The following is a 12345-nucleotide window of genomic DNA, read 5'->3' as shown; positions in this document are numbered from 1 at the left end:
CTATCTCTGAAGAAAATAAGGGGAAATGAGGGAGACGCCGTACAGCAGCACCACGAACAGCGCCAGGTCAAACAGCGCGGGGTGCCACACCAGGCGATACAGCCCGGCGCGCGCCAGCACGCGGCGCACGCCCCAGGCCACGGCCAGGGTGACGACGCCCAGCACGAGCAGCCAGGGGAAATAAATGCCGTAGAGATTGAATTCGCCAATCATGATGCTTGGCCCTCCAGGGTCGGATGGGCGGGTTGATAGTCGGGCGCGTCGGGAAAGAAGGCGCGGCGGATGCCGACCAGCGCCACCACGGCGCGGTCGCGCGCATGCGGGCCTTGCGGGGTGGCGGCCACACTGCTCAGCGCGCGATCGATCTGCGCCAGGAACTCCGGCGTCTTGTCCTGCATGCGGCCCGACGAACGGATCTTGAAGAACTGCGCCAGGCTGTTCAGCACCGGCTGGATCATGGGCTCGGCCATCGGCAGATGGCGGCGGGCCCGCTGCAGCTCGGTGATGTCGCGGCCCACGCGCAGGTCCTTCAGCGCGTCGGCGGCCACCAGATCATCGGGCCGTTTTGCCAGCGCCAGGCGCGGCTGCAACAGGCCGATGCGGTCCAGCATGCGGGCGGTGTACGTGTGGCGCGACGGCGCGCGGCGCGAACTGGCCAGCGTCGCCAGTTCCTTCCAGTTGGCGGCCTGGATGCGGCGCGCGCTCCAGTCGACGCTGACGGTGCGGAAGATGGCGGCGATGATCGCGGCCGTGGCCACGCCCATGCACTGTGCAACCTGCGTGTCGATGAACGACACGACGTCGGCGGTGTTGGTGTCCTGCAGCGCCATCGTGCCCAGGAACCCGAACAGCATGGCCATGGCCTTGCCGGTGCTGGCCGGGCGGGCAATGAACACGCCCAGCACGAAGGCGGTGGGCAGCATGGACAGCGCGAGCATCTCAAACGAATGGATGGCCGGCATGATGCCCAGCAGATACAGCGCCGACAGCGGAATGGAATACACCGTGTAGGTCAGGAACTGCATGATGCCCGGCACGGGATTGTCCTGCGACGCAAAGAAGCAGCTGAAGATCGCGGCCATCAGCGCGGCGGTGGCGCCGTTGCTCCAGGCCGTGCCGATCCAGAAGAGGCAGCAGACCGAAATCGCCAGCGCCGCGGCCAGCGCCGACAGCAGCGCCATGCCGTGGTCGCGGTGCAGCGCCGAGTTTGGATCGCGGGTCGTGCGCGGGGCGCGAACCGGCGCGCCCTGCAGCCCGGCCCGGATGTCACGGCGCAGCGCCAGGCATTCGTCATAGGTGTCGATCAGTTCGCGCAGGCGAGCCATCAGGCTGGCCAGCAGCGCGTCGCGCCACGTGGAGCGGCTGTCGATGCCGGGCGTCAGACGCGTCACGGCGGCGCGCAACTGGACGGCGGTCTCGTGCGAGGCCTGCGGGCCGGCGTTGATCCATTCCGAGATATCAGACAGCAGCGCCTGAACGGGTTCGGGCAGCGGCTGTCCATTGGCCTGCAAGGCGCGCATACGGTCTTCGACGGCGGACACGGCCGGCGTCAGCGCTGCGATCTGGTCCTGCATGGCGCGCACGGCGCCCGCGGTCCAGCGCAGGTTGCTGGTGTCGAAGGGAACGTGGGTGGATAAGAGGCGCAGTTGCGTGATGTCGTTGGCCAGCTCGCGGCGGTCCTTGTCGCGCTGTTCGGCCGTCTTGCCGCTGAGCGTGTCGTGCATCCAGTTGCGCGCATCGCGCACGGCTTTGTCCAATTGCAGCGTCAGCGCGGGCGCCAGGCCGCGCGGCAGCACGATGCTGTGGATCAACGTGGCGCACACGATGCCCAGGCTGATTTCCTCGACACGTGCCAGCGCCGTGTCGAACACCAGGGAAGGGTCGGTGACGCTGGGAAAGCCGATCATCGCGGCGGTGTAGCCGGCCAGCATGAACAGATAGGACCGCGGCGTGCGGTCCAGCACCGACATGTACAGGCAGGCGCCCACCCACAGCACCATCGCGCCGGTCATGACGACGGGCGAGTTCGACAGCCGCGGCACCATGTACACGGTGGCCGCCGACCCGAAGAAGGTGCCGACCAGACGGTACAGCGCCTTGGAACGCACCGCGCCGGACCAGGGCTGCGCCACGACGTAGGCGGTGGTCATGGCCCAGAACGGACGCGGCAAACCAATGCTGTAAGCCAGATAGAGCGCCATGATGGCGCTCAGGTAGCTCTTGAGCGAGAAGATGGTTTCGCGGACGTTGGGCAGTTTCATGGCCGGGCGTCCTCTTGCGCACCGGCGCCGCTGCGGCCCAGCGACACCTTCATGGCGTCGAACACGCGCAGGCAGGCTTGCAGATCGGATTCGCTGACGTCGTGAAAGATGCGGCGGCGCAGTTCAACGAGCACGTCTTCGACCTGCGCGCGCAGCGCGTGGCCGGCTTCGGTCAGGTGCAGGGTGCGTGCGCGGCGATCGTGGGGGTCTTCGCGCCGTTCCATCAGGCCGGCGGCCACCAGTTGATCCAGCACGCGCACAAGGGAGGGGCCTTCGACGCCCAAAGCTTCGGCCAGCGCGCCTTGGCGAACTCCGTCGCCAAGACGGCCGGCCAGAATGACGGGCCACGCAGTCGCTTGAGAAAGGCCGTAGTCGGCGAGCGCTTTATCGGCGGCGCCGCGGTAGGCGCGCGACAGCACCATCAGGTTGGCGGTGGTGGCCATGAGCTGGGAGTCGGATGGAGTAAGCATGAATTCGATTGTATCCTATCTATTAGCTTACTAATGATTGAAAATGGCGACTATCGCGATAGATTCTTTCAATTGGGAAGATGGCAGTGCGGTTTTCCGTGGGTGGAAAACTGAAGGCGGGCCCGAAGCCCGCCTTCATGCGCTATCGGGGATCAACCGTTGCAGTCGGCCCAGCAGTTCGGCGTTTCGTACAGTCGCACGCGCGTCAAGCGCAGTTCGGCGCCGTAGTGGCCGTGGTATTGCGGCGCCAGCGTCTCGAAAACGATGGTGGCCAGGTTTTCAGCGGTGGGAATCCGGTCCAGCACGACGGTCTTGTGGCCGGGCAGGGTATCCAGAAAGCCGCGCACGGCGTCGTCGCCTTCGTAGACCAGGAACGCATGGTCCCAGACGTCCACGATATGCGTCTTGGCGATGTGCTTGATCTCGGAGAAGTCCATGACCATGCCGTTGTCGGACTCGCCGGGCGCCTGCACGATGTCGCCCGTCAGCGTGATTTCCAGCACATAGCGGTGGCCGTGCAGATTGCGGCACTGGCTGCGGTGGTCGGGGATGCGGTGGCCGGCGTCGAACTCGAGCCTGCGGGTCACGGAAATCATCGCGTGCTCCGCAAGGCGTGGGGGTAAATCATGGAATGCCTATGTATTTGTGGGTTTGCAGGCTGAGCCGCCATTGCGGATGCTGCATGCAGTATTGAACGGCCTGCTCGGTGTTGGCTGCGCGCGCCGGTCCGTCCATGGGTTGCAGGAAAAAATGCTCGAAATCCAGGTGCGCGAAGGCGTCGGGCAGGGCGTTGAGCTGCGGATAGACCAGCTTGAGCTCATTGCCGCGTTCGATCACGACCGGGGCCGTCCCCTTGGGGCTGACGCAGATCCAGTCGATGCCGGCGGGCGGCTTGATCGTGCCGTTGGTTTCGATGGCGACGGTAAAGCCGCGGGCGTGGATCGCGTCGAGCAGCGGCGCGTCCAGTTGCAGCAGCGGCTCGCCGCCCGTAAAGACCACGTAGCGGTTGCCAGCGTCCGGGCCCCAGGCCGCGGCAATGGCGTCGGCCAGCAATTCGGCCGTGGCGAACTTGCCGCCGCCGTCGCCGTCGGTGCCGATGAAATCGGTGTCGCAGAAGGTGCAGGCGGCGCTGGCACGGTCGCTTTCGCGGCCGGTCCACAGATTACAGCCCGCAAACCGGCAGAATACCGCCGCGCGGCCTGCGTGGGCGCCTTCGCCTTGCAGGGTCTTGAAGATTTCTTTGGCGGAGTAAGTCATAGGAGATGCGGGCGGCAGGGCGCCACGGAATTCGAGCAAAAGCGCACTATTTTACTTGGCGCGGCCGATATCCGCCGAAAGACCCTGCAAGACGGGTCCGCCGCCGGGCGGCGCATGGCCGCCGTGTGGCGCCAAACCGCGGATCCAGCGGTTTCAACCGCCGGGTGCAGGAAGACGGCCGGCCCTGTAGACTTCCCGCCTATGTTTCACGTCCAAGATTCGCTTTTCATCGACGAGCGCGACCTGACCTTCACCATGATTCGCGCCCAGGGCGCGGGCGGGCAGAACGTCAACAAGGTGTCCAGCGCCGTCCACCTGCGCTTCGATGTGCGCGCTTCCCGCCTGCCGCCCGAGGTGCAGGATGCGTTGTGCGCCGTCAACGACCACCGCATCTCGAAAGAGGGCGTGATCGTCATCAAATCGCAATCCTTCCGCAGCCAGGAAAAGAACCGTGCCGAGGCCATCGAACGGCTGGTGGGCATGGTGCGATCAGCCATCCAGGTCGACAAGCCGCGCCGCCCCACCAAGCCGACGCGCTCGTCGCAACGCCGCCGCGTGCAGCGCAAGGTGCTGCATGGCGAGGTCAAGCGGCTGCGCGGCCGGGTGCAGGGCGACTAGGACGCACCATGGCCGACGCGCGCCGCCGCTATCTGGTCACGCTGGCCGGCGTGTTTGCCGTCATCTGGGTGGCGCTGGCCATCAATCCGCATGACCGCTCGGCCTGGGCGCTGGAGAACGCGCTGGTGCTGGGACTGGGCGCCGTGCTGTTTGCCACGCGGCGGGCGTTCGTGTTTTCGCGGGTGTCATACACGCTGATCTTTCTGTTCCTGTGCTTGCACACGGTGGGCGCGCACTACACGTATTCGCTCGTGCCGTACGACGACTGGTGGCGCGCCTTGACCGGCCGCACCCTGAACAGCGTGCTCGGGTGGGAACGCAACAATTTCGACCGCGTCGTGCATTTTTCGTATGGGCTGCTGCTGGCCTATCCGATCCGCGAGATCTTCCTGCGGGTGGCCGAGGTGCGGGGCTTTTGGGCGTACTTCCTGCCGATGGACGTGACGCTGTCGACCTCGGCGCTCTACGAACTGATCGAGTGGGGCGCCGCGGAGTTCTTTGGCGGAGACTTGGGGGCGGCCTACCTGGGCACGCAGGGCGACATCTGGGACGCGCAGAAGGACATGGCGCTGGCAGCGCTGGGCGCGGTGATTGCCATGGCCATCACGGCGCTGGTCAACTGGAAGGCACAGCGCGACCTTGCCCGTGACTGGGCCGATAGCCTGAAGCCGGAGAGCCGCCGGCCAGATAGCCTGCCGCAGGACCGCACGACCGGCACCCCAAATCCTTGATTGCAACAGGGGCATGACGATATATCGGATAAACCCGATATATGATTCGATAAATTGCGATATACCAATATGACCGCAACTTCCTCACCCTCCGACCAGAACGCCGCGCAACTCGCGATCGACGCCGACGCCATCCTCAAGGCGCTGGCCAATCCGGTTCGCCGCGACATCCTGGCCTGGCTGAAGACGCCGCATGCGTATTTCGAGGAGCGTCCGGGCCACACCTTCGAACACGGGGTGTGCGCGGGCCACATCGATGATCGCTGCGGCCTGTCCCAGTCGACGGTCTCGTCGCATCTGGCCGTGTTGCAGCGCGCCGGCCTGATTTCGGCGACCAAGGTGGGGCAGTGGGTCTTTTTCCGTCGCAATGAACCCGTGATTGCCGCATTTCTGCGGCAATTGAATCTGGATATGTAGCCCGTCTGCCATACCCGCAAGCGCCCCATTGCCGGGACGAAAGGATTTTGCATGAACCCCCTGTTTGAACCGCTGAAAGTCGGGGACCTGACCCTGCGCAACCGCGTCGTGATGGCGCCGCTGACGCGCCAACGCGCCAGCGCCGGCCGCGTGCCGAACGACCTGATGGTCGAGTATTACACCCAGCGTTCGGGCGCCGGCCTGATCCTGACGGAAGCCACGGCGGTCACGCCGCAGGGCGTGGGCTATGCCGACACGCCTGGGCTCTGGTCGCCGGAGCAGGTCAAGGGGTGGCGCAAGGTGGTTGACGCCGTGCACGGCAAGGGCAGCCTGATCGTCGCGCAGCTCTGGCACGTGGGCCGCATTTCCGACCCGATGTTCCTGGACGGCGAACTGCCGGTCGCGCCCAGCGCCATCGCCGCCAAGGGCCACGTCAGCCACGTCCGCCCCAAGCGCGAATACGTGACGCCGCGCGCGCTGGAAACCGAAGAGATCCCCGGCGTGGTCGAAGCCTACCGCCACGGCGCGAAGATGGCGAAGGAAGCGGGTTTTGACGGCGTCGAGGTGCATGCCGCCAATGGCTACCTGCTGGATCAGTTCCTGCAGGACAGCACCAACCATCGCACGGACCAATACGGCGGTTCCATCGAAAACCGCGCGCGGCTGCTGCTGGAAGTGGTCGACGCCTGCGTGGCGGTGTGGGGCGCGGGCCGCGTCGGCGTGCATCTGTCGCCGCGCGCCGATGCCCACGACATGGGTGACTCGGATCTGCCGGGCCTGTTCGGCTACGTGGCGCGTGAACTGGGCAAGCGCGGCATCGCGTTCATTTGCGCCCGCGAACACGAAGCGCCCGACAGCCTGGCGCCGATGATCAAGGCCGAGTTCGGCGGCGTTTATATCGGCAACGAAGGCTACACGCGCGACACCGCCGAGGCCGCCATCGCGGCCGGCAAGGTGGACGCCGTGGCGTTTGGCGTGCCGTACATCGCCACGCCCGACCTGGCCGAGCGCCTGGCGCGCAAGGCCCCGCTGAATACGCCGAATCCGGCCACCTTCTACGCCTCGGGTCCTGAAGGGTATACGGACTATCCGGCGCTGGCGGCCTGAAGCGGCGGCCTTTCAGAACGCGGCGCGCATCGGATAGGTGAACAATCCGAAGTGGGCCGCGTTCAAGCCCAGATGCGCCAGCACGGCGGCGCCCAAACCGCCGTAACGATAGGCCGCGCCATACGCCGTACCCGCCAGGCCAGCCAGCAGCATCCACTGCCAACCGCCCGCGTAATGGGCCAATCCGAACAGCACGGCCGCCACGGCCACCGCCGCCCACGCGCCCCATGCGCGATGGCGCCACCACTGCGCCAGGCGTTGCTGCACATAACCTCGGAACAGCGCCTCTTCCGCCAGCGTCACCAGCAAGGCGTTGTTGATCAGCCAGATCCAGCCTGAGGCCGGCCACTTTGGCGCCCATGCCACCACGCCCAGTGCCAGCGCCAATCCCAGGCAGACCGCCACCGCGGCTGCGCAGGCGAGGATCGCCGCCTGCAAGCTCAGACGCGCATGGGCCGCGGCCATGGGCGGCGCCAACACCAGCACCACCCAGAAGCCCACGAGCGGTTTGTCCAGATTCAGGTACATGCTGAAAGGAACTGCATCCGGACTGAGCGGCGCGGGATCAATCACGCGCAGGTTGTGAAACCCGGGCAGCAGATGTGCAAAGAGCAGCACGGCCAGGATCACGAAGAGTCCGTGCCCGGCCATGCGCGCGGCCGGCCCCGCGTGGGATCGCACCAGCGCCGCGGCAATCAGCAGCAACGCGGGCCATGCGAGCGCAATGAGGTCGACCGATCCGTCGGCCAATGCCCAGACCCATGTCAGCGTCAGCGGGGCAAGCGCCCAGCGGCGCGTGCAGGGCGGCCATAGCAAGGCGGCGGCCAGGAACAGGGCAAACCAGGGCATGACAGGCGGCATCGACAGGCGGGCGGCAATCGCAAAGGACCGAGTGTAAGCGCGGTCTTCGCCAACCTTGGCGCTTTCGACGCCGGCGAGTTTGATGCGGCCAACGCCAACGCCAACTTCAGCTCCAACGCTGGCGGCGCCACTCGTGCCGCCCGAGCCCCCCACTGCGCCTTTGCCTTCCCCCGCTTTTCAGGCGACCATGCGGCAGCGGCGGCACACGCCCCGCGCGTCCGGCGGACATCAAGCCGGCAGCAATGGAGTCAGGAATGAAGACAATCGCGTGGTTGATGTTGGCGGCGGCGCTGCTGCCGTTCGTGTCCACGATCATCGCCAAGGCAGGCGGCAAGAAATTCGACAACAACGACCCGCGGGCCTGGCTGGCCCGGCAGGAGGGTTGGCGCGCGCGTGCCAACGCCGCGCAGGTCAACACCTTCGAGGCGCTGCCGTTCTTCTACGCCGCCGTGCTGTTTGCGCTGTATAACCAGGCGTCCCCCGCGCACGTCGCGACGCTGATGGCGTGCTGGCTGGGCACGCGGCTGGGCTATCTGGCGATGTACCTGGCGAACTGGGGCGCGCTGCGCTCGCTGGTCTGGACGGCGGGCGTGGGCTTTGTCATTGCGATCCTGTTCGCGGGCGTCTGACGCGTCCGGCGCCTTTGAACAGGATAGGGGGCGCGGCCGTATCAGCCGCGCCTAAGTGCCATCACTTCCACTCGAACATGGCGCGCGCGGTGCCCGACCCTTGCACGGTGACCTCGCGCTCCTGCGCCTTGCCATCAAACGTGGCCGAGATGCGGTAGTTGCCCGCCGGCAGCTTCACCAGCATGTAGGGCCCCTGCGCGGTCGTCTGCAACACGGCCTTGCCCTGCGCATCCCGGATCGCGACGGTCACGTCGGCGACGTAATCGGCCTTGCCGCCGCGTTGTGCAGCAAAGGTCAATGCCAGCGGATAACTGCTGGACGCGGCTTTCATGGATTCGGATTCGTCGATGCCGATGCCGCCGCTGACATATTCGATAGCGCCCTGGTGCTGCACGGGCGGCATGGCCGCTTGGGCGGTGGACAGGACACCCGCTAAAGCAAAGGTGCCCAGGGTCATGGCGGCGGCGATCGTGCAGCGTTCAAAACGTTTGTTCATGGAGTTCTCCTGCAGAAAAACCGGCGTGGCAGCGCGTTGTGGCTGCCTCCGCCGGTAGCTTGCAACCATTCGACGTGCGCGCGCAAGGCGAGTTCGCGTCCGTCCGCCTCGGAAATCAACCGTTTGTATCAGGCGCCGCGCATCACACGCCGCCGCCGGCCGCCTGCCAGGAAAACGTCAGGTGGCTGACGCCGCTGACCGAGCCGTCCGGGGCGAACCGCCGTTCCTCCAGTTCGCCGGCGCCGTCGCTGTGCAGCGCCATGACGCTGGAACTGCGCGTGCCATATTCCGGGCTGACGATGAACGGGCTGCTCAAGAGGCGTTCGCGCGCCAAGGGCAGGCCGGTGGCGGGCAGGTCGGCGTCGTCCGCCGGGCTGCGGTCGCCAAGCGCGGTAAACAGCGCGGGCAGGTCGGGCTGCGACGGATGTTCCAGCACGGCCGAGAACGCCGCCTTCGTGCGCGCCAGTTTGGGCCAGGGCGTGTCCAGCAGATGGTTGGACAGGGCGTAGATGCCGGGGTCCAACGCACGCGGCCCGCCGTCGCGATTGCTCAGATACCACGCCTGCCGCGTGTCGCCCACGATCAGATTGAAGCCGTTGTACGCCTGGTCCATGGCGTGCACCGTCTCAAGGTAGGCCTGCGGCGTCATTTCGCCGCGCAGAAAGTCCTCGACCAGCGCGCCGCGCGAAGGGGCGTTGTCCAGATGCCGGCCGGGCTCGCGGAAGTTGGTGACCAGCGCATAGCGCCCCTGAACGGTTGCGCCCATCCAGGTGCCGCCCGCCTGACCATCGCGCCCGGCGTAGATGGCTGGCGCGTCGGGCCATTGCGCCGCGGGAAGGGTGGGACGCGCATGAAATTCGTCGCGGTTCGCGGCGATCAGCACGGGGATGCCGGGCAGCGTATGCAGAGCCAGTACGGCAAGACACATGATTCAGACCTGATGAAGGGGGGAAGGGGCGGCGGGGCGGCCGGGCGTTGCCGTGAAGTCGGGGCCGGCCAGCGTGACGCGCAGGGATTCGATTTCGGCGGCGACGTCCCGCAGCGCCGGTGATGGCGCCACGATGGGGGCGGCGGGCACGGGCAGGCCTTGTTCGACGGCGGCGGCAATGCTGTCCAGCTCGGCGGCCAATTGGGCGACCTGCGCGGCTGCGGGCGCGTCTTGACCGGCAGGCTGCGACCAGGCCGTGTCCGAAATCGCGTTGGCCACGCGTTCCAGTGCGACTTCCACCGGCCACCAAGCCAATGCGCGGCGGCTGACCAGCCGGGGTTCGGACAGCCCGCGCTGCAGGGCGATGCGCAGGTCTGACAGGCGCGCGTAGGCGCGGGCGCGCAGGTCATGCCGGTTGCCGGGGTCGGTCTGGAAGACGGTGTTCAGGTAGGCCGCCAGCGTGGACGTGGCGGCGGAAACGGCATGGTCCAGGTTGCTGCGTTCGATGCGGATCCACGGCAGGTAGCCCACCAGCAGCACAATGGCCGCCGCAACCCCCACATCGATCAGCCGCGCCAGCGCAATGGCCCAGCTTCCCGGCTGCAGCGCCCCGATCAGCAGCATGAGGATCGGCACCAGAATCGCCGAGAACAGCCCGTAGTTGCGCCGTATCGACCACGGCAGCAACGCGGCCAGCGCAGCAACGGTGAGCAGGCTGGCCAGACCGCCACGATCCAGCGCAAGCACGGTGGCGCTGATCGCCACGCCGACCACGCTGCCCGCGCAGCTTTGCAGCGCGCGGGCGAACACCGAGCCGAAGTTGGGCTTGAACACCACCACGACGATCAGCGGCACCCAGTAGGACCGCGGCAGCGCGGCCGCCAGGGCGACGGCCTCGGCGGCGACGAGGCACAGGCCCAACCGGACCAGGTAACGGACCGTCGTCGGCCCGGGCCGGTACGTGCGGATCAGCACCCGCCACGGCGTGCGCGCCGGTGCGGGCTGCAGGGTGGCGAAGGCGTCGGCCTCGGTGGCCTGGATGGCTTCCGTGGCCCCGGCGCCCTGGTTGGCCTGGCTGGCCCGCGCGCCGTGCAGCAGCGGCTGCACCTGTTCCAGCGCCTCGGCCAACTGCGGCATGCCGGCGCGGTGCAGCGCGGCGATGTCGTCGCGGGCGTCCGGTGGCGCATCGTTTTCGACCCGGTCGGCCAGATGGTTCATGACCCGGGCACATTCGTCCGGCAACACGCGGCCGGCGCGCGCCAGCGCCAGCGCGGCGTTGGTTAGCGGCGTGCAGGCCTGCAACTGTGCGGCCAGCCGCGCCAGTCTGGGCGACGGACCCGCCGACCGGCCCCGCGCGGCCAGGACGGTGTCGTAGGCCGTGGCCATGGCGGCTTCCATGTCGCGGCGCGCGGCCATCACCCGAGACGTGCCGATGGCCGCGAACATCGCCGCCAGCTTGCGGTAGGCCTGCGCCACGGCGGCCCGCTCCGGCGCGATCGGGTTGACGACCCAGCCGGACAGCGTCAGCGCCAGCCCGAACAGGCCGCCCACGCCCACCAGCACCGGCGGCAGCCAGGGCGGCAGCGTGGGCGTCAAGCTGGAGCCGACGATGACATACGTGGCAAATTGCAGCGTCGCGACCGCGGCGATGTTGTTGAAGGTGCCGACCAGGCTGGCCGCCAGCACCAGCAGCGTCATGCCGGCAGACGTCCACAGGCCGTGGCCGGACATCAGGTTGCCCAGCAGATAACCGAACGCGCCGCCGAACACCGTGGAACCGATGGAAAGCGCGCGGTTGCGGTAGGGGCCGCCGTTGTCGCCCGTGATGGCGGGCAGCGCGCCCAGCGCCACCAGCGCGGCCGCCGCACCCTGGTCCAGCGCCATGCCCACCGCGGTCGGCAGGCCGATGGCCAGGGCGGCGCGCAGCATCACCCAGGGGTTGACCGGCGACGGCTCCATGTGCGCCAGGCTCATCAGCCAGCGCATGTTGGAGGCGCGCGCGCCGTGGGTCATCAAAGGGCGGGACAAGGTGGCCTCATGGGCGGCGCCGGTCAGGCCTTGATCAGCGGCGCCTCGTCGGGCGCGGCCAGGCGGAAGTAGTCGTCGGTGTTCAGGAGGATGGACGCGTCCAGGCGCCCGGCGTTGAACACGATTTCGTCGTGGCGCTCGCGCAGGCTGGGATCCACCAGCAGCGTCAGGTCGGGATTGAAGCTGAAGGGCGGGATGGCGCCGATCTCGCAGCCCGTGAGTTCACGTGCCAGGTCCTGCGAGGCCAGCGACGCCTTCTTGCCGCCCGCCGCCCGCGCGATGGCGTCCAGGTCGGCCTGTTTGTCCGCCGGAAAGACGGCGAGCACGTTCTTGCGCTGGTTGGACGAGATCTTCACGCGGCAGACCAGCGCCTTGGCGCCCTGGCTGACCTCGGTGCCGCGGATGGCGGCCACTTCGACGGACTTGCCGGCGGCAGCGTGTTCGAGCAGGCGGTAGCGCGCCTGATTCTGGATGAGCAGGGCTTGCAGGCGTTCAAAGACTTCCATGGGACGGATGGGGCAGAGGCGGGCCGGGAGTCGGCC

Annotated in this window: 15 protein-coding genes; 5 read left to right on the top strand and 10 right to left on the bottom strand. The window is 67.5% G+C overall.

Going from position 1 to position 12345, the window contains the following annotated elements:
- From AC6CIE_RS07495 to queE, 5 genes are all read right to left on the bottom strand, one after another.
- A complete protein-coding gene (locus AC6CIE_RS07495) occupies positions 1-213 on the bottom strand; it encodes a DUF1656 domain-containing protein (RefSeq protein WP_175121775.1) in 213 nt (70 codons plus the stop codon).
- Positions 210-2261, bottom strand: coding sequence for an FUSC family protein (locus AC6CIE_RS07490; RefSeq protein WP_498091839.1), 2052 nt, complete (start codon positions 2259-2261; stop codon positions 210-212). Before AC6CIE_RS07490 ends, AC6CIE_RS07495 begins: the two co-directional genes overlap by 4 nt.
- Complete coding sequence (locus AC6CIE_RS07485; protein WP_175121773.1) at positions 2258-2731, bottom strand: MarR family winged helix-turn-helix transcriptional regulator; 474 nt, start codon at positions 2729-2731, stop codon at positions 2258-2260. The genes AC6CIE_RS07490 and AC6CIE_RS07485 overlap by 4 nt, the downstream gene beginning before the upstream one ends.
- 152 nt (positions 2732-2883) lie before the next feature.
- The gene (queD, locus tag AC6CIE_RS07480; protein ID WP_056560642.1) at positions 2884-3327 is read right to left on the bottom strand and encodes a 6-carboxytetrahydropterin synthase QueD; all 444 of its coding nucleotides are present in this window, start codon (positions 3325-3327) and stop codon (positions 2884-2886) included.
- Positions 3328-3355: 28 nt separating this feature from the next.
- Positions 3356-3988 carry a 7-carboxy-7-deazaguanine synthase gene (gene queE, locus AC6CIE_RS07475; RefSeq protein WP_175121771.1) on the bottom strand — a complete coding sequence of 211 codons (633 nt, stop codon included), beginning with the start codon at positions 3986-3988 and terminating at the stop codon, positions 3356-3358.
- A gap of 201 nt (positions 3989-4189) precedes the next feature.
- On the opposite strand from queE, the gene arfB reads away from it, so the two are divergent.
- The 4 genes from arfB (at position 4190) to AC6CIE_RS07455 (ending at position 6861) form a co-directional block, all read left to right on the top strand.
- Positions 4190-4606 (top strand): alternative ribosome rescue aminoacyl-tRNA hydrolase ArfB, encoded by a 417-nt coding sequence (gene arfB, locus AC6CIE_RS07470; RefSeq protein WP_175121770.1) that lies wholly within the window; start codon positions 4190-4192, stop codon positions 4604-4606.
- An 8-nt stretch (positions 4607-4614) separates the two neighbouring features.
- Complete coding sequence (locus tag AC6CIE_RS07465; RefSeq protein ID WP_498091837.1) at positions 4615-5337, top strand: DUF2238 domain-containing protein; 723 nt, start codon at positions 4615-4617, stop codon at positions 5335-5337.
- Between the two features lie 69 nt (positions 5338-5406).
- Positions 5407-5754 carry an ArsR/SmtB family transcription factor gene (locus AC6CIE_RS07460; RefSeq protein WP_175136674.1) on the top strand — a complete coding sequence of 116 codons (348 nt, stop codon included), beginning with the start codon at positions 5407-5409 and terminating at the stop codon, positions 5752-5754.
- A gap of 51 nt (positions 5755-5805) precedes the next feature.
- Positions 5806-6861: an alkene reductase gene (locus AC6CIE_RS07455; protein ID WP_175121768.1), complete on the top strand. Its 1056-nt coding sequence runs from the start codon at positions 5806-5808 to the stop codon at positions 6859-6861.
- A gap of 12 nt (positions 6862-6873) precedes the next feature.
- On the opposite strand, the gene AC6CIE_RS07450 is transcribed toward AC6CIE_RS07455, so the two are convergent.
- Entirely contained in the window at positions 6874-7710 is an 837-nt protein-coding gene (locus AC6CIE_RS07450; RefSeq protein ID WP_498091835.1) for a CPBP family intramembrane glutamic endopeptidase, read from the bottom strand.
- 266 nt (positions 7711-7976) lie between these two features.
- Between AC6CIE_RS07450 and AC6CIE_RS07445 the strand changes: the two genes are divergently transcribed.
- A complete protein-coding gene (locus AC6CIE_RS07445) occupies positions 7977-8351 on the top strand; it encodes an MAPEG family protein (RefSeq protein WP_056560668.1) in 375 nt (124 codons plus the stop codon).
- 61 nt (positions 8352-8412) lie between these two features.
- On the opposite strand, the gene AC6CIE_RS07440 is transcribed toward AC6CIE_RS07445, so the two are convergent.
- The 4 genes from AC6CIE_RS07440 to AC6CIE_RS07425 form a co-directional block, all read right to left on the bottom strand.
- On the bottom strand, positions 8413-8847 hold the full coding sequence (locus tag AC6CIE_RS07440) for a carboxypeptidase-like regulatory domain-containing protein (RefSeq protein ID WP_175121766.1): 435 nt from the start codon (positions 8845-8847) through the stop codon (positions 8413-8415).
- A 142-nt stretch (positions 8848-8989) separates the two neighbouring features.
- The gene (locus AC6CIE_RS07435) at positions 8990-9775 is read right to left on the bottom strand and encodes an NRDE family protein (RefSeq protein ID WP_498091833.1); all 786 of its coding nucleotides are present in this window, start codon (positions 9773-9775) and stop codon (positions 8990-8992) included.
- 3 nt (positions 9776-9778) lie between these two features.
- Positions 9779-11803, bottom strand: a complete 2025-nt coding sequence (locus tag AC6CIE_RS07430; protein ID WP_498091832.1) for an FUSC family protein — start codon at positions 11801-11803, stop codon at positions 9779-9781.
- A 23-nt stretch (positions 11804-11826) separates the two neighbouring features.
- The gene (locus tag AC6CIE_RS07425; RefSeq protein WP_175185394.1) at positions 11827-12309 is read right to left on the bottom strand and encodes a YbaK/prolyl-tRNA synthetase associated domain-containing protein; all 483 of its coding nucleotides are present in this window, start codon (positions 12307-12309) and stop codon (positions 11827-11829) included.
- Positions 12310-12345: the final 36 nt, after the last annotated feature.

It is taken from the genome of Achromobacter sp. GQ309 (assembly GCF_059759315.1).
This window is presented reverse-complemented; position numbering and strand designations above follow the sequence as displayed.